Raw genomic sequence first — 16,879 nt, forward strand, 5'->3', positions numbered from 1 at the left:
GGCGTGGGCGCGGCGCCGGTGAACGACGTCGCGCCCACTTCTGTTCACCACTGTTCCTCACTCACCTCCGATCGAATCGGGGTCAGGCCCGGCGGGTGGCGGTCATGGCCGGGGCCATCGTCCCCAGTCCCGCCACCAGCAGAACTGCTCCGCCGATCACGTTGCAGAGCAGGCTGCTGAGCGTCACGACGTGCCCGCTGATCACGAACACCGCGGCGATCGTCCACGCGCCCAGCACCGGGCACGTCCAGGCGATGCCGTGGGTGCGGTGGAACGCGCTCGCGAACGACAGGCCCAGCACGGCCGCCGCCAGTCCGACGATCAGGTTGTTCAGCGCCAGCGTGGGCGTCATGGGGGCGAAGCCCGTGATCCACGGCGACAACGCGACGAACAGGCCACCGAGCACGATGACGCCGTCCGCCACCTGAGCGGTCGGGGTTTCCGAAGCCCTCTCGTACCGCATGCGCATCTCGGTGAGATCCGGATGTCCGGCGATAGGGGTGCTCGACACCGCACTCACCTCCGACGAAGGGGTGATACCCCCATTATCGACGCTCACCGGCTGTGCGGAACCCCTCGCGGCGACATGATGTCGGGGACGCCTCGTACGCTGGTGGACGTGGCATTCGCGACTGAGCACCCCGTCCTCGCCCGCTCCGAGTTCCGGCCGGTCAGCGACATCCCGCGCACCGACGGCCGGTTCCGCGTGGTCAGCGACTACCAGCCGGCGGGCGACCAGCCCCAGGCGATCGAGGACCTGGAGCGTCGCATCAGGACCGGTGAGAAGGACGTGGTCCTGCTGGGAGCCACCGGTACCGGCAAGTCGGCGACCACGGCGTGGCTCGTCGAGCGCGTCCAGCGGCCCACGCTGGTGCTGGAGCCGAACAAGACGCTGGCCGCGCAGATGGCCAACGAGCTGCGCGGGTTCTTCCCGGACAACGCCGTCGAGTACTTCGTCAGCTACTACGACTACTACCAACCCGAGGCGTACGTCCCGCAGACCGACACCTACATCGAGAAGGACTCCTCGATCAACGAGGACGTCGAGCGGCTGCGGCACTCGGCGACCTCGAACCTGCTCAGCCGCCGCGACTGCGTCGTCGTCTCGTCGGTGTCCTGCATCTACGGCCTGGGCACGCCCCAGTCGTACCTGGACCGGTCCATCCAGCTGGAGGTCGGCGGGGAGATCGACCGGGACGTTTTCCTGCGCGCGCTGGTCGACGTGCAGTACACCCGCAACGACATCGCCTTCGCCCGGGGCACCTTCCGGGTCCGCGGCGACACCGTCGAGGTCATCCCCGCCTACGAGGAGCTCGCGGTGCGGGTGGAGTTCTTCGGCGACGAGATCGACCGGCTGCACTACCTGCACCCGCTGACCGGGGAGACCGTCCGCGAGGTGAGCGACCTGCGGATCTTCCCGGCGACCCACTACGTGGCCAGCCCGGAGCGGATGGAGAAGGCCATCCGGGGCATCGAGGCCGAGCTGGAGGAGCAGCTGACCAAGCTGGAGGGGCAGAACAAGCTCCTGGAGGCCCAGCGGCTGCGCATGCGCACCCAGTACGACATCGAGATGATGCGCCAGGTCGGGTTCTGCTCCGGCATCGAGAACTACTCGCGGCACATCGACGGCCGCGAGGCGGGGTCGGCCCCGGCGACGCTGCTGGACTACTTCCCGGACGACTTCCTGCTCATCATCGACGAGTCGCACGTCACCGTGCCGCAGATCGGCGGCATGTACGAGGGCGACGCCTCCCGCAAGCGCACGCTCGTCGAGCACGGCTTCCGGTTGCCCAGCGCGCTGGACAACCGGCCGCTGACCTGGGAGGAGTTCAGCGACCGGATCGGGCAGACGGTGTACCTGTCGGCCACGCCCGGCCCGTACGAGATGGGGCAGTCCGGCGGCGAGTTCGTCGAGCAGGTCATCCGCCCGACCGGGTTGGTCGACCCGGAGGTGGTGGTCAAGCCGACCGAGGGGCAGATCGACGACCTGGTGCACGAGGTCCGCGAGCGGGCCGAGCGCGACGAGCGGGTGCTGGTCACCACGCTCACCAAGAAGATGGCCGAGGACCTCACCGACTACCTGCTCGAACTGGGCATCCGGGTGCGGTACCTGCACTCCGAGGTCGACACGCTGCGCCGCGTCGAGTTGCTGCGGCAGCTGCGGTTGGGCGAGTACGACGTGCTGGTCGGCATCAACCTGCTCCGCGAGGGCCTGGACCTGCCCGAGGTCTCGCTGGTGTCCATTCTGGACGCTGACAAGGAGGGCTTCCTGCGCTCCGGCACCAGTCTCATCCAGACGATCGGGCGTGCGGCGCGCAACGTGTCCGGTCAGGTGCACATGTACGCCGACCGGATCACCGACTCGATGCAGCACGCCATCGACGAGACCAACCGGCGGCGCGCCAAGCAGATCGCCTACAACGAAGAGCACGGCATCGACCCGCAGCCGCTGCGCAAGAAGATCGCCGACATCCTGGACCGCGTCTACACCGAGTCCGAGGACACCGAGGAGTCGGTGGCCGTCGGCGGATCCGGGCGCAACGTCTCCCGGGGCAAGAAGCCGACCGGTGAGGCGGTGGCCAGCGCGGGCGTGCTGGAAGACCGGGACATCAAGTCGATGCCGCGCGCCGAACTCGCCGACCTCGTCCAGCAGCTCAACGAGCAGATGATGAACGCGGCCCGGGATCTGCAGTTCGAACTCGCCGCGCGACTGCGCGACGAGATCCAGGACCTGAAGAAGGAGCTGCGCGGCATGGACGCGGCGGGCATCGAGTGACGGTGTCCGGGTCTGATCACCCCTTCGACGACGGGGGAATCGCGTCGCACGGGCTCATCCCGTCGGTGCTCTGACCGGTCGGGCGCCGTTCGATCAGAAATGGGCCCCCGGCGCGGTGACTTCGGCGGCGTCCGTGAGATCGGGGATTCGCCAACCGTCGGCGTCGTGCTTGAGAGTCATGAACTTCCCTCTCACGTCGTGGCTCCACGGTTTTCCGTTGACGGTCACCGCGCTCAACGGAATCGTCGCGGTATCACCTCGGGTCGTCACGGCCTTGGGGTCGACTACCGCACGGGTGAGTCGAGCGCCGAGTTTCGGCTTGGGGCCTTTGGAGAACCTCTGCTCGCAGCCCGTCGCGCCGCCCATGGCGCGGAACATCGGACCGGCTGGGTCGTACTGTTTGCACACTGTGGCGAAATCGTTGGATCCGAGGGCGTGGAGCCAGATTTCGGCCGTGCCTTGCGGTGTCGCGTTGGTCTGTCTTGTCGGAGATGAGCCGGTCGTGGCGGAATCGGGAGAATTGTCCGCTCTGGGGCTGTGCGAGGCCGATTCGCCGGGAGCGTGCGGTTGTGCGGCCGCTCGCTGAGCGTGGTGGGCGCCGCATCCGCTGACCAGCGCGGTAGCGCAGAACGACATGATCACGAGCGTGGACCGAATCCGGGGATGAGTGGGCACCGTTCCTCCTGACGTGGACGTTGCGCGCCGATTCTGCGGCCCGGCCGCTCCGTCCGCGCCCACCGCGGCATGACCTGTGCTCGCTCGTTCCGGAAGGTGTTCCCCCTTGTCCTCGACTTTTGTCGGGTAGCCCACCCGGGTGATCCCGGGCTCGGGTGTGTGTGATCCTCTTACGGTGATCAAGGAGCAGGGTGCGCCCGCGACGGAGGCGGTGCGCACGGCTGCGGCGGAGTTGTTCGAGCGGACCTTCTCGGAGGTCGAGGTATCGCACCGCTCATTCCTCCACCTGGCCTGGCTGTCGCACTGAAAAGCGGAGGTCGGCGAGGGTTCGGGAGGTCTGGCGCAACCTCTGTCGGTGCGGGGCGTCCTGAGAAGCGGGAGTCCTTGCGGTGATCACGAAAACGAACAAGGAAGGAAAGGACAAGACGTGCATTTCGCGCGAAACCACGTGCACCACCACGTGCAGCACGGGGGCGGCGGCGGCCTGGCGGCCCTCGGCACCGTGATGACAGTGGTCATCTTGGTGAGCCTCGTTGTGAGCGTGCTGATGATCGCCGCAACGTGGCGCCTTTTCGGCAAGGCCGGGCAGCCGGGTTGGGCGGCGATCATCCCCTTCTACAACACCGTCGTGCTGTTGCGCACCGCGGGCAGGCCGGGATGGTGGCTGGTGCTGATGCTCATCCCGATCGTCAACGTCGTCGTGTCCGTGGTGACCTGCCTCGACTTGGCGAAGTCGTTCGGCAAGGGGGCCGGATTCGGCGTGCTGACGTTCTTGTTCCCGATCATCGGTTTCCCGATCCTGGGATTCGGTGGGGCGAACTACGTCGGCCCCGGTGGTCAGCCCCTTCACCCGGGCCAGCCGTACCCGGACGAAGCTTCCACGATGCGTTATTCCCGGGGGTAGCGCGACGGTCCGCAGCAGGAGGTCTTTCAACGAATTCCGGACTCTGCAAGAGATGTGAACGGCCGGTGGGTGCGGGGGCTCCAGGTCGGTGCACCGGGGCCGACTGTTCACCGCGGTGATCAGCCCTCGCACCGCCGACGAAAATCCTTGTCGGGTGGGAGGAATCCGCACCGGCGCCACGAATGTCACGACCTCGCACCCCTGGGGAAGGTGGAGTTCATGGGACGAGCATCGCAGCCGGAGCCAGCCGAATACACCCGACGTCGTGTCCTGGCCTCCGCCGCCGGGATCGGGGCGGCGGCCCTGCTCGGTGGTTGCGGGGTTGGGCCGGATTCGGGCGACGCCCCTTCAGCGAGCCTCCAGGTCGATTTCGGCCAGACCGCCTTCTTCCCACTGCTCAAGTCGAAGATCGGTGTGGGACGAGCCCTCGAATCCACCCAGATCCTGGACAGCGTGCAGTACCTGGACGAGATCCGCCCGGCGCTCTACGACGCGGAGCTGCGCTTCCCGAACGCCAGTTGGCCGTCGCTGACGCCTTATCCGATCGTGGTGGGCGCGGACGGCCAGATCTCGGCGTTGCCCAACGACTTCCTCAACGAGCTGTTCAGCGGGCTGCACCAGCGCAACGTGGAGATCATGGTCCAACTGGAGGGCGCGCCCAAGCAGTGGTGGGACTACGCGAAGGCCGAACGGCCGCACCTGTTCCCAGCGCCGACCGACCTCGCAGCCGCTGCGGACGCCATCGGCAAGTGGGCGAAGCTCTACAGCGGATACCCGATCAGCTGGTGCGTGTGGAACGAGCCGAGCCACAACCTCACCGGGTCCCCCAACCCCGCGTCGGTCAAGCAGATGGTCGACATCTACGACGCCTACACGAGCGCGATCGCGCCCCAGGGGTTGTTCGGGATGGCGAGCTTCATCACGCCCAGCGCGGTCCCCCGCAAGCAGCTGGGCGGCCGGACCCACCTCGAAGCCACGATCGACCGGCTGCGGGCGCGGCGCAAGGCCAACCCCGACTTGCCGTTCGACTACCTCACCCTGAACAACTACGGTGAGGACCTCAACGCGCTCCTCGACGCCGCGCGCAACGCGCTGGGCACCGACTTCAACACCGTTCCGCTGATCCAGGCGCAGTCCGGGGTGTTCAAACCCGGTGAGTGGGAGGGCAACGCCGGAACCACGCTGGAAGCGGCCCGCTCCATGGCGTCGCTGCGGACCGCCCTGCAGGTCCCCGACCTGCAGACGTTCACCTTCAGCGGCTGGCTGCCCCACCTGATCGCCTACCGGAACGGCAAGGCACTCCGGCTGCCGCTGTTCAACGCCCTGAAGCTCTACGCACGGATGCCCGACCGCCGCACGCCGGTGCGCGGTGCGCTGCCTGCCGGCCTCGGCGCCATGGCCTCGGGTGACCAGTACCGCAGCTCGATCTTGGTGTGGAACGAAACCGATCAGCCGCACAGCATCGAGCTCCAGCTGTCCAATGTGGCCAGTCAGCGCGGGGCCGAGGTCTCCGTCTACCGGATCGACAGCGAGCACGGCAGTCCGTTGGAGCGCGGCGGCGACGACTTCACGCCCATCGAGGTCGCCCCGCTTTCCCAGCCGCTGTCCAAGACCGTGACTGTCGCGGGACCCGGCATCACGTACCTGGAGATCGGCACCGCGTCGGATCCGGACCTGGACCGAGGCGGTCTGGACGCCACGCTGGTCCGCAAGCACACCTACGCCGACCGGATCGCGGGCCCGAACGGTACGACTTCGGTACGCGGCAACGCCTACGGTTGCTACGACGCGGTACGCGCCATCGCGCACCTGGGCATCCAGGGGAGCGAGGGCACCGCGCTGTGCGGCGCGGAGTACCGGGACCTGCCGAACACCCTGGGAATCGACATCTGGACCGATCGGTTGGCCGCCCAACCGAGTTCTCCGCAGGCGCTGTTCGGCATCCGGGTCGACTACGTGCTCGCTGGCACAGCCGCGAAAAGCGTGCTCTGGCACGGCGACATCGTCGACAGCCACCGGACCGCGCCCCTGCCGTGGGGGCGGGGCGGTCCCACTGCGGACGTCGTGGTCCACGCCCCCGAACTCGATCGCGCGCGGGCCGGCCGGGTCGAGCTCGTCCTCCCCCTGGCGGCCCACGCGCCACCGGGCTGGGCGCAGTCCGGGCGGCAGGCGATCATCTCGTTCTGGATGGACTCCACCGGTCCGGGCTCCCAAGCGAGGTTCCTGCTCGGCTAGGGAGTCTTTCGGAAGTGCGGTGCGTGGCCGTGCCGGGAGCGGAACACGCGCTAGCCCGGCCGCTACTTCGAGATCCGGGCCGGTGGGGCACGTGGAACCGCCGCTGCGGTGACCGCTCCGCTTCCGCCGCACGGGGCGGACCGTTGCGAAGCGCCCGCCGGCCGCGGTGGGCCGGCGGGCGCTGTTCCAGGAGCGCTGGGGCTGAATCAGGCGAAGGCGCTGAGGCCGGTGACGGACTTGCCCACGATGAGGGTGTTCATCTCGCGGGAACCCTCGAAGGAGTAGACCGCCTCGGCGTCGGAGAAGAACTTCGCCACCTCGTAGTCCAGCACGATCCCGTTGCCGCCGAACAGTTCGCGGGCCATCGCGACCACCTCGCGCATGCGGGTGGTGGTGAACGCCTTGGCCAGCGCGGCCTGGTCGGCGCCGCCGCGGCCCTGGGCGACCAGCTCGTTGAGGCGGACCACCATGCCGAACATGGCGGTGATGTTGCCGAGCATCTTCACCAGGAGGTCCTGGATCATCTGGAACGAGCCGATCGGCTTGCCGAACTGGACGCGGTTGACCGCGTACTCGCGGGCCAGCTCGTAGGCGCGGATCGCAACGCCGAGGGCCTGCCAGGCAACCCCGCCGCGGGTCTTGGCGAGCACCTTGGCGGTGTCCCGGAAGGTGTTGATCCGTTGCAGCCGGTTGGCCTCGGGCACGCGGACGTCGTCGAGCACGATGTCGGCGTTCTGCACCGTCCGCAGCGCGATCTTGCCCTCGATCTTGGTGGCGGTGAAGCCGGGCGTGCCCTTCTCCACCACGAAACCCTTGACCTGGTCGTCGGCGACGTCGCGCGCCCACACCACGACCAGGTCGGCGAAGGTGCCGTTGCCGATCCAGCGCTTGGCGCCGTTGAGCACCCACGTGTCACCCTCGCGGCGCGCGGTGGTGCGCATGCCGCCCGCGACGTCCGAGCCGCCCTCCGGCTCGGTGAGCGCGAACGCGCCGATCTTGTTCATCTCGACCATGTCCGGGAACCAGCGGTCGATCTGCTCCTGGCTGCCGCCGCCGTGGATGCTGCCCATCGCGAGTCCGGTGTGGACACCGGAGAACACCGACAGCGAGGGGTCGATGCGGTTGAGCTCGATGCTCAGGAAACCGGAGAACAGCGGGCTGCGCTGCTTCCCGTCGCCGTACTCGGGGTACTGGTACCCGGCCAGGCGCAGTTTGGCGAACTTCTCGACGACCTCGAACGGGAATTCGGACTTCTCCCATGCGTCGTTGGCCAGCGGCTTGATCTCGCGCTCCAGGTAGTCGCGGATCTCGGCCAGCTCGGCGCGTTCGGACTCGCTGAGCAGTTCGGCGTAACCGAAGAAGTCGGGATTGGTGTTGGCGGGCTTGGGCATTGCCGGAAATCCTCCTGGTGTGGTCAGTTCTCGATGTCGCCGAGCGCGGACTTGATCGCGATGTGCTTGCGGTCGCGGAGTTCGCAGCGTTCGCGGTAGGCGTCCGGACCGGCGCCGTAGGCGGCCTCGGTCTGCTCGGTGATGGTGGCGATGGCGTCGTCGTCGAGCTCCGGATCGCCGAGCTCCTTCCAACGGGCGGCCATGCCGACGCCCAGGTGCGCCATCATGTGCCGGATGCCGCCGGGGCCACCGCCGAGGTGGAAGCTCTCGAACGGGCCGACGGTCGCGTACCGGCCGCCCAGCGACGCCTTCATCACGGTGTCCAGCTCCTCGGCGCTGACGACTCCACGCAGCACCAGGGAGATCGACTCGCGCATGATGGCGCTCTGCAAGCGGTTGGCGACGAACCCGGAGACCTCCTTGTGCAGGCGCACCGGGGTTTTGCCGAGGGCGGTGTAGAAGTCCATTGTGGACTCAATGACGCGCTCGGCGGAGCGCTGGCCGGGCACGATCTCGACGAGCGGCACCACCTGCGGCGGGTTGAACGGGTGCGCGATGAGCAGTCGGGCGGCCACGTCATCGGGCAGTTCCGCGGCGATGTCCGAGGCGATGATGCCGGAGCTGGAGGAGGCGAGCACCGCCTCCGCCGGGGCGTGCCGGGCGATCTCGGCGAACAGTTCCTGCTTGAACTCCAGGCGTTCCGGGCCGTTCTCCTGCACCAGCTGCACCCCGTCGACGGCCTCGGCGAGGTCGCCGGTGACCCGGATGCGGCTGAGCAGGTCCTCGGCGTCGCTGCCGGGGATGCTCGCGGCGAGCGCGGGCATCGCCTCGCGCACCGCCTCGGCGAGGTCCGGGCGCGGGTCGGTGACGCGGACCCGGATGCCGTGCGCGGAGAACAGCGCCGCCCACGACAGGCCGATGGTGCCGGCTCCGACCACCGCCACGGTGGTCCACTGCGGAACTCGCGGCTTTTCTGCTGCGGCCATCGGATCCTCCTCGATCAGGCCAGGTAGTCGTGGACGGGTGCGGCGCCGCCCAGGGTGAGGTCGGTGATGATGTGGCTGGCCGAGACGACCTCGCGCACCGGCAGGTCGGCCAGCGGCGCCAGCACGTGCTCGAACAGCTGCAACCGCGCCGGGCCGGTGTGCGCCTGCTTGACGGTGATGTCGGTGATCTGGCTGCGCACCAGCTCGCACACCCGGGGTCGGCCGTCGTAACCCGGGACGATCTTGAGCATGAACGTCGGCACGGTGATCTGCTCCCGGGCCTCGTCCAGGTCCATCGGGTGGTGCTTGTAGCCCATCGTCGCGGTGGCGACCCGGATCGTGCCGTGGTCCAACGTGCCGACCAGGGCACCGCTGTCGACGTACAGCGACGGCTGGCCCAGCACCTTCGGGTACGCGCTGATCTCCCGCCCGGCCGCGGTCGCCGGGAAGTTGTCCAGGTACATCGCGTGCAGGTACTCGCCCCGCTCGCCGTCGAACCGCACCGGGATCGCCTGACCGGCCTCGACGTACGGCCCGAACGAGGTGACCTCGTTCATCTTCATGACCTCGAACCGCACCAGCGGTTCGTCGATCTCCAGCGGTTCCGGGACCACCGCGCGCAGCGCTTCGGGATCGGTGCGGTAGACGACGTTGAGGTACTCGCGGTCGGTGAACCGGGCCACCGCCGGGGCGTAGGCCGGAGCGGTCAACGGGGTGTTGACGTGCTGCAGGATCTGTTCGCGGTTCATCGTCCGGTCCATTCCGGAGCGCGCTTCTCGGCGAAGGCGCGCGCCCCTTCGGCGAAGTCGGCGGATTCCAGCAGCTGCTGGATTTCCCGCCGCTGAGCGGAGAACGCCTCCGGTTCGGCGTCGTCGCGGGCGTGGCGCACCACCCGCTTGACCGCGGCCAGCGCCAGCGGCGCGTTCTCACCGATCTCCGCGGCGAGTTCCAGCGCCGCGCTCAGGGCGCCGCCGCCCGCGGTCAGCCGGTTCACCACGCCGAGCTCGCGGGCCCGCGCAGCGGTGATGGTGCGGCCGGTGAGCAGCAGCTCCATCGCCAGGTGGTGCGGAACCCTGCGGGGCAGGCGGATCACCCCGCCGCCCCCGGCGATGAGCCCGCGCTTGACCTCCGGCAGCGCGAACCGGGCGTCCTCGGCGGCGACCACCAGGTCGCAGGCCAGGGCCAGTTCGAAGCCGCCGCCCATCGCGTAGCCCTCCACGGCGGCGATCAGCGGCTTGGACGTCTCGGCCTCGGTGAGCCCGGCGAAGCCCTTGCCGGCCACCGCCGGGGACTCGCCGCGCGCGGCGGCCTTGAGGTCCATGCCCGCGCTGAAGGTGCCCTCCGCGCCCGTGAGCACGCCCACCCGCAGCGCGGGATTGGCCTCCAGCTCGTCGATCGCGGCGGCGATCCCGCCGGCGACCTCGGCGTCGACGGCGTTGCGCGCCTTCGGCCGGTTGATGGTGATGACCAGGGTGCTGCCGACGGTCTCGGTGCGCACCGCGGTGTCCGGGGTGTTCATCACGCCTCCTTGGTGTTCTGCGGGACACCCGCACCCGGTCGGTCCCGATGAGCGAGCGGGTGAGCGTGGCTCATCGGGCCTCCTCGGTGCTCTGCGGGACACCCGCACCCCGTCGGTCCAGTTCGGACAGGACCTCCGCGGTGTGCTCGCCGGGCAGCGGCGCGTGGCGTCGCACGGAGGCGGGGGTGGCGGAGAAGCCGATCGGGATGCCGACGACCCGGTAGGGGCCCTCGCTGGGATGTTCGGCGACGTCGAGCAGGTGGCCGTCGCGCACGTACGGGTCCTCGGGGGCGTTGTCCAGTTCGAGCACCGGACCCACCGGGATGCTGTGCTTGGTGCAGACCTCGACCCACTCGGCGGTGGTCAGGTTGGGGGTGACCGACTCGATCATCTCGGCGATGGCCTCGCCGTCGTTCTGGCTGTCGATGTGGTCCCCGGCCACCCGCGGGTCCTCGGCCAGGTCCGGCCGTCCGGCGGCGTGGAACAGGTCGCGGCAGTTCTGCGCGGTGTAGGGGATGATCATCGCCAGGCCGTCCTTGGTAGGACGCGCGCGGTGGCCCTTGTTCATCGACAGGGTGAAGCCGGTCGGGCCCATCGGCGGCTCGTAGGTGCGTCCCTGCAGGTGCTCGACCAGGTTGAACGCCAGCAGCGTGTCGGCCATCGGGACCTCGACGAGCTGGCCCCGGCCGGTGGCCCGCTGGTGCACCAGGGCGGCGAGCGTGGAGTAGGCGATCGTCAGCGCGGCGACCTTGTCGGCGAAGATGCTGGGCAGCACGACGGGGGCGCCGATGTCGCCGGCGCGGTTGGCCACGTCCAGCAGTCCGGAGGCGGCCTGCACGGTCTCGTCGTAGGCGGCGAGCTCGGCGCGGTCCGAGTCGGGGCGGAAGCCCTGGGCGTGCGCGTAGATCAGCTTCGGGTTGGCCGCGGCGAGGCTCTCGTAGTCCATCCCGAGCCGGCGCAGCGCGCCGATGCGCATGTTCGTGATCAGGATGTCGGCGTCGCCGATGATCTGGAGCGCCTGCTCGCGCTCGGCGTCGTCCTTGAGGTTGAGCGCGACGCTGCGCTTGTTGCGGTTCACCGCGAGGTTGAGCGGGGTCATGCCCGGCGTGTTCCGGTACATGGCGCCGTTGCGCACGGTGTCCCTCGGCGACTCGATCTTGATGACGTCGGCGCCGAGGTCGCCGAGGATCTGCGCGGCGTAGGGGCCCATCACGACGGTGGCCATGTCGACGACGCGGACGCCCGCCAGCGGGCCCGCGTTGTTCGCGGTGGTGCCCGTCACCTTGTTCGCGGGTGCTGTCATCACCACTCCTGGAGGCGGAAAGAAGTGTGCCGAGTTGATTTCCCGGCGGCTTTCATTTGCTTCGCTAACTACGGTAGGCCCGAGTGTTCGGCGAATTCAAACGATCAGCGGCACCGTTCCGCGAACAATGGCGTGACCGCAGTGGTCACGCCATTCGTGCCCGGGGTCACAGCTCGGGGAGCTGGAGCAAGCGTTGCGCGGCGTCCAGGAATTCCTGGAGTTCGGGCTGCTGCTCCGCGCGGTCGGAGCGCCAGATGAGACCGGTCGTCAATTGCGGGTGGAAATCCTCGAAAGGCAGCACCACGACGTTCTCGTCGTGGTATTTCCCCATTCCGCTCGCCGGGTCGAGCATGGAGATGGAAAATGCGGAACCATTCGCGACCATTTCGCTGGTGCTGCCGTAGTCCCCGGTGTTCAGGGTGATCTTCTTGTGGATACCGGCGGCGCGCAGCCGGACCATGAGCTGGTCGAAGTAGGTCGGCAGCATCGACGGCGCCGGGCTGACGTAGGTGTGGTCGACCAGTTCGGACAGCGCGACCGAGGTGCGCGCGGAGAACTCCGCCGCGGGCAGCACCGCGCCCAGCGGTTCCCGCATGACTTCCTGGACCTCGATCCCCTCCGCGTGCACCGGCAGGTGCACCAGCGCCATCGTGAGTTCCCCGCGCTGCACGGCGTTGAGCAGATCGCCGCTGCTGCCCGGCCAGCGCTTGACGTCGCATTCGGACGCGGCGAGTTCTTCGAGTTCCTTGAGCTTCTCCCGAAGCCGGGAGTGCAATCCCGGCGGGATGCCGATGTAGACGGTGCGGCGCGGCGGGCGGATCGCCTCCCGCAGCCGCCAGGGGATGTCGTCGAAGCGGCCCAGCACGTCCTTGGCGATGGGCAGCAGGGCCGCGCCCGCGTCGGTCAGCCCTACGTGGTGGGAGTCGCGCTCGAACAGCGCCGTGCCGAGTTCGCGTTCCAGGTCCCGGACCCGCTGGCTCAACGGGGAAGTCGCCATGTGCAGCTGCCGAGCCGCCTTCGAGAAGCTCAGGTTCTCCGCGACCGCCACGAAGTAGCGCAGGTGGAACATCTCCATCAACCAGCCAGATTACCCGGGTGCGGCCGGTGCCGGTCCTGGCCGGGACCGGCACCGGGCCACCTCAGCTGGTGATGTCCTTGCGGCGGAAGCGCCAGATCGCCAGGGCGGTGAACACCGTCGCGTAGGCCAGACCGGAGAAGGCGCCGCGCGCCATCGACGTCCAGTCGACGTCGCTGCTGAGCAGGTACGAGTAGGCCGTCGCGTAGTGGGTGGGCAGGTAGGCGCGCAGATCGCCCAACGCGGTGATCTGGTCGAGGATCTGCGACAGGATCGACACCAGCACCGCGCCGCCGACCGCGCCCAGCGGTGCGTCGGTGTTCACGCCCAACCACAGCGACAGGCCGGCGATCCACGTCAGGTGCACCGCCAGGTACGCCGCGGCGACGGCCAGGCTCGCCACGCCGACCGGGAACGGCAGCGCCTCGCCGGTCGGGGTGAGCAGGTCGCCGCCGCCGTACCACAGCAGCCCGACGCCGAGCGCGACCGCGGTGAGCAGCAGCAGCCCGACGCCGGAGAGGATCGCCGACACCACCGCCTTGCGGCGCAGCAGGCGGCTGCGCGGCACCGGCGCCGCCAGCAGGTACTTCAGGCTCGACCAGGACGCCTCGCTGGCCACGGTGTCGCCGAAGAACAGCGCGACGACCACGACCAGCAGGAAGTTCGTCGACGCGAACAGCGTGAACACCGCGAAGTTCAGCCCGCTGGAGCTGGCGGTGTCGGCCAGCGACCGGCCGCCCTGGGAGCCGCTGCCGACCTGGAAGGCGATCAGCAGCAGCACCGGCAGCACCACCAGGAAGCCCAGCGACAGCCGGGTGCGCCTGCGGCGCAGCTGGCGGGCCAGCTCCACCCGCACCGGCAGCGTCCGGCCGGCCCGGTAGCCCTCGACGCTGCCGTCGGGCTGGACGGTGGTGTGCCGTTCGGTCGGCACGATCGCGGTCCCCGGGCGTTCGGTGTCCTCGGTCACCGGTCCTCCTCTCCGACCAGCTGCAGGAACGCGTCCTCCAGGCGCCGCCGCGGCCCGACCTCGTGCACCGAGACCCCGGACCCGACCAGCACGTTGACCGCGACCGCCGCGGAGTGCCCGGCCAGGTCGGCGTGCACCAGGTCGCCCTCGGTGCGCACGTCGCCGATGCCCTCGATGCTGCGCAGCGCCTCGGCGGCCCGCTCCGGGTCGTCGACGCGGAACGTCGCCTCGCCGTCCACCGCGACGATCTCGGCGACGGTGCCCGAGGCGGCCACCGCGCCCTCGTGCATCACCACCACGTGCGTGCAGGTCTGCTCGACCTCGGCGAGCAGGTGGCTGGAGACCAGCACCGCGCGCCCGGTGGCCGCGTAGCGGCGCAGGATCTCCCGCAGCTGGTGGATCTGCGGCGGGTCCAGTCCGTTGGTCGGTTCGTCGAGCACCAGCAGTTCGGGCAGGCCGAGCATCGCCTGCGCGATGGCCAGCCGCTGCTTCATGCCCTGGCTGTAGGTGCGGACCGGGCGGTGCGCGTCGTCGCCGAGCCCGGCGATCCGCAGCACCTCGTCGAACCGGGCCTGCAACATCGGCCGCCCGGTCGCCGCCCAGTAGTAGCGCAGGTTGTCCAGACCGGACAGGTGCGGCAGGAAACCGGGCGCTTCCACCAGCGCGCCGACCCGGGACAGCACCGGCGCACCCGGGAACAGCAGGTGCCCGAACAACCGGATCGTGCCGTCCGTGGGGTGCAGCAGGCCCAGCAGCATCCGCAGCGTCGTCGTCTTGCCCGCGCCGTTGGGGCCCAGCAGTCCGACGATCTGGCCGCGTTCGACGCGCATCGACAGGTCCCGCACCGCGTCCCGGGAGTCCGGATAGGACTTCGCCAGCCCGCTGATCACCAGCGGGGTGTCGGTCAGCCGCGGGTCGACGTCGTCGGTGGCGCGCCGCCGGATCAGCGAGATCACCCACGCCACCAGCGCGAACGCGATGATCAGCCCGATGCCGACCAGCGGCGCCACCGGGACGGCGGCGGTGCTGCCGGGCACCCCGCGCACCGACGGCACCGACAGCGCGGACCCGTCGGCCAGCGCGACGCGCTGCACCGAGGGCTGCTTCGGCAGCGCGTACGCCTGGTCGGTGGTCGTCACGGCGAGTTCCAGGTGGTGCCCGGTCTCCAGGGGGTGCACCACGCCGGGCAGCGCGACGTCGACCGGTACCGCGGTCCCGTCCGCCGGCACCCCGACGACGTGCAGCGGGGAGGCGGCGCCGAGCAGCGTCCGCCTGCCGTCCGGGTCCACGTCGTACAGCTTGGCGAACAGCACCGGGTCGGCGGTGGCGGGCTGGCCCGGGACCGCGGCCACCGAGAGCCGGGTGCGCGGCACGCCCGAGATCATCAACCGGCTGTCCACCGGGTCGGTGCGGAACACCGCTGTCTGGCCGGGCAGGTCCCGCGCCGCCCACTGCCCGGCGGCACCGAACCCGGGCAGCGAGCTCGTCGACGCGGGGTTGCCGCCCGGCGGGTTGATCACGGGCGTCGGCGGTCCGTGCAGCGCCAGCTGGTAGCGCGGGGTGCGCTGCGAGTCGACGCCCGGGTACGCCGCGGCGCGCACCGTCCGCACCGGAACCTTGCCGTCCCGCTGCGGTCGTCCCGCGATGTCGTACTCGAAACCGGTCCCGGGATCGGGCACCGGCGGCACGCCGCCGAGGTGGTAGGCGAACCAGTCGGCGATCTGGTCGTCCACGGCGGGACCGGGCGGTCCGCCGTCGTGCCCGCCCGCGAACCAGACCATCTTGACCTTGGCGCCCGCCGCGGCGACCTGGCGGGCGTTGGCGTCGGCCTGGTCCAGCCCGAACAGGCTGTCCTGCTCGCCCTGCACCAGCAGCGTCGGCACCTTGATCCGCGAGGTGACGCGCTTCGGCGAGACCCGGTCCAGCAGCTCCAGGGTCTGCCGGCTCGCCCGTCCGGTCTGGGCGACCTCGGAATAGGCCGCGCACACCTCGGGCGTGAAGTTCCCGCAGGTCAGTGGCTCTTCGCCGGGGGGAGTGGCGACCGCGCCGCCGTCCACCGGGGGCTGCTGGCGCGCGGCCGGGGTCGGCTTGGCCCCGGCGGAGAACAGCAGCCCCGCCCACGCCTGCTTGAACACCCCGTCGCCGCCGAAGGCGCCGCGCGCCGCGGTGTCGCCGGTGAGCGGCTGCCGCGACGCGGCGTTGGGCAGCAGCGCCTGGTCGAGGTCGTTGTAGGTCATCACCGGGGCGATCGCGTCGACGCGCGGATCGCTGCCCGCCAGCAGCAGGCTCAGCGCACCGCCGTAGGAACCACCGGTGACCCCGACCCGCGGATCGCCGTCACGGTCGCGCAGCACCTCGGGCTGGCGGGCCAGCCAGTCCAGCAGCTGCTCGGCGTCGGCGACCTCGTAGTCCGGGTCGTTCAGCGCGATCTTGCCGGTGCTGCGCCCGAAACCGCGGGAGGAGTAGGTCAGCACCGTGAAACCGCGGCGGGCCAGGTCGCGCGCCTGGTCGGCGACGCTGTTCTTGTCCCCGCCGAAACCGTGCGCCAGCAGGATCGCGGGTGCCGGCGTCTCGGCGGGTGCGTAGAGCGTGACGTCGATCTGGACCCGCTCGGTGCGCCCGGGACCGTCGAGCACGTCCAGCAGCGCCTGCCGCGGCGCCGCCGGTGTCCCGGTCGGCCTGTCCTGCCCCGCCCACAGGAACGATCCCAACACCACGAAGGCGACGGCGGACAGCGCGATCAGGACCAGGCCGGCACGGCGGCGACGAGCGGATGCGGACACGCTTTCGACAGTAGGGGAAGACGACGGCACCAGTTTCATCCTGAGGCGGGCGGGACGAAGACGCTATGAACCAGAGACCAAACAGCAACCGGGCACCGTCGGGTGCACGGGTGGTGTGGCCGTGCCGCATCCCCGCGTGCGGGTCCGGCCGCGCTGCCGGACGCCGGTGATCATAACCGCGAACGTGAGCCGCGCAACGCCCCCGCCGCCCCGGCGGTGACCCGGTGACGCGTGTGCCGGAAGTGAGTCGCGTTGTTCCAGGGAC

General features: G+C 70.0%; 14 protein-coding genes. 4 read left to right on the forward strand and 10 right to left on the reverse strand.

Annotated features, from left to right (window positions below):
* Positions 1-82: 82 nt before the first annotated feature.
* Positions 83-511, reverse strand: a complete 429-nt coding sequence (locus NV263_RS08325; protein WP_263251984.1) for an SPW repeat protein — start codon at positions 509-511, stop codon at positions 83-85.
* Positions 512-619: 108 nt separating this feature from the next.
* Between NV263_RS08325 and uvrB the strand changes: the two genes are divergently transcribed.
* Positions 620-2,776, forward strand: a complete 2,157-nt coding sequence (uvrB, locus tag NV263_RS08330) for an excinuclease ABC subunit UvrB (RefSeq protein ID WP_263251985.1) — start codon at positions 620-622, stop codon at positions 2,774-2,776.
* Positions 2,777-2,869: 93 nt separating this feature from the next.
* Here uvrB and NV263_RS08335 read toward each other — a convergent pair whose 3' ends face one another.
* Positions 2,870-3,451, reverse strand: coding sequence for a hypothetical protein (locus NV263_RS08335; protein ID WP_263251986.1), 582 nt, complete (start codon positions 3,449-3,451; stop codon positions 2,870-2,872).
* A gap of 175 nt (positions 3,452-3,626) precedes the next feature.
* Between NV263_RS08335 and NV263_RS08340 the strand changes: the two genes are divergently transcribed.
* The 3 genes from NV263_RS08340 to NV263_RS08350 all read left to right on the forward strand — a co-directional run bounded on the left by NV263_RS08340 (position 3,627) and on the right by NV263_RS08350 (position 6,590).
* Complete coding sequence (locus NV263_RS08340; RefSeq protein ID WP_263251987.1) at positions 3,627-3,758, forward strand: hypothetical protein; 132 nt, start codon at positions 3,627-3,629, stop codon at positions 3,756-3,758.
* Positions 3,759-3,878: 120 nt separating this feature from the next.
* A complete protein-coding gene (locus NV263_RS08345) occupies positions 3,879-4,355 on the forward strand; it encodes a DUF5684 domain-containing protein (RefSeq protein ID WP_263251988.1) in 477 nt (158 codons plus the stop codon).
* A gap of 219 nt (positions 4,356-4,574) precedes the next feature.
* The gene (locus tag NV263_RS08350; protein ID WP_263251989.1) at positions 4,575-6,590 is read left to right on the forward strand and encodes a hypothetical protein; all 2,016 of its coding nucleotides are present in this window, start codon (positions 4,575-4,577) and stop codon (positions 6,588-6,590) included.
* Positions 6,591-6,796: 206 nt separating this feature from the next.
* On the opposite strand, the gene NV263_RS08355 is transcribed toward NV263_RS08350, so the two are convergent.
* The 8 genes from NV263_RS08355 to NV263_RS08390 form a co-directional block, all read right to left on the reverse strand.
* A complete protein-coding gene (locus tag NV263_RS08355) occupies positions 6,797-7,981 on the reverse strand; it encodes an acyl-CoA dehydrogenase family protein (RefSeq protein WP_263251990.1) in 1,185 nt (394 codons plus the stop codon).
* A gap of 23 nt (positions 7,982-8,004) precedes the next feature.
* On the reverse strand, positions 8,005-8,967 hold the full coding sequence (locus NV263_RS08360; protein ID WP_263251991.1) for a 3-hydroxyacyl-CoA dehydrogenase NAD-binding domain-containing protein: 963 nt from the start codon (positions 8,965-8,967) through the stop codon (positions 8,005-8,007).
* Positions 8,968-8,981: 14 nt separating this feature from the next.
* Positions 8,982-9,716, reverse strand: a complete 735-nt coding sequence (locus NV263_RS08365; protein WP_263251992.1) for an acetoacetate decarboxylase — start codon at positions 9,714-9,716, stop codon at positions 8,982-8,984.
* Positions 9,713-10,486, reverse strand: coding sequence for a crotonase/enoyl-CoA hydratase family protein (locus NV263_RS08370; RefSeq protein WP_263251993.1), 774 nt, complete (start codon positions 10,484-10,486; stop codon positions 9,713-9,715). Before NV263_RS08370 ends, NV263_RS08365 begins: the two co-directional genes overlap by 4 nt.
* A 70-nt stretch (positions 10,487-10,556) precedes the next feature.
* Positions 10,557-11,789 carry a CaiB/BaiF CoA transferase family protein gene (locus NV263_RS08375; RefSeq protein WP_263251994.1) on the reverse strand — a complete coding sequence of 411 codons (1,233 nt, stop codon included), beginning with the start codon at positions 11,787-11,789 and terminating at the stop codon, positions 10,557-10,559.
* Between the two features lie 166 nt (positions 11,790-11,955).
* Positions 11,956-12,864 carry a LysR family transcriptional regulator gene (locus NV263_RS08380; RefSeq protein ID WP_263254126.1) on the reverse strand — a complete coding sequence of 303 codons (909 nt, stop codon included), beginning with the start codon at positions 12,862-12,864 and terminating at the stop codon, positions 11,956-11,958.
* Between the two features lie 64 nt (positions 12,865-12,928).
* Entirely contained in the window at positions 12,929-13,831 is a 903-nt protein-coding gene (locus tag NV263_RS08385) for an ABC transporter permease (RefSeq protein ID WP_263251995.1), read from the reverse strand.
* Positions 13,828-16,614 (reverse strand): alpha/beta fold hydrolase, encoded by a 2,787-nt coding sequence (locus NV263_RS08390; RefSeq protein WP_263251996.1) that lies wholly within the window; start codon positions 16,612-16,614, stop codon positions 13,828-13,830. The genes NV263_RS08385 and NV263_RS08390 overlap by 4 nt, the downstream gene beginning before the upstream one ends.
* Between the last annotated feature and the right edge of the window lie 265 nt (positions 16,615-16,879).

It is taken from the genome of Saccharopolyspora rosea (genome assembly GCF_025643595.1).
Lineage (GTDB): Bacteria > Actinomycetota > Actinomycetes > Mycobacteriales > Pseudonocardiaceae > Saccharopolyspora > Saccharopolyspora rosea.

Coding starts and splice junctions, on each gene's coding strand:
- NV263_RS08355 (WP_263251990.1), bottom strand. CDS start 7,981: ATGCCCAAGCCCGCCAACACCAATCCCGACTTCTTCGGTTACGCCGAA.
- NV263_RS08375 (WP_263251994.1), bottom strand. CDS start 11,789: ATGACAGCACCCGCGAACAAGGTGACGGGCACCACCGCGAACAACGCG.
- NV263_RS08380 (WP_263254126.1), bottom strand. CDS start 12,864: ATGGAGATGTTCCACCTGCGCTACTTCGTGGCGGTCGCGGAGAACCTG.
- NV263_RS08365 (WP_263251992.1), bottom strand. CDS start 9,716: ATGAACCGCGAACAGATCCTGCAGCACGTCAACACCCCGTTGACCGCT.
- NV263_RS08350 (WP_263251989.1), top strand. CDS start 4,575: ATGGGACGAGCATCGCAGCCGGAGCCAGCCGAATACACCCGACGTCGT.
- NV263_RS08360 (WP_263251991.1), bottom strand. CDS start 8,967: ATGGCCGCAGCAGAAAAGCCGCGAGTTCCGCAGTGGACCACCGTGGCG.
- NV263_RS08370 (WP_263251993.1), bottom strand. CDS start 10,486: ATGAACACCCCGGACACCGCGGTGCGCACCGAGACCGTCGGCAGCACC.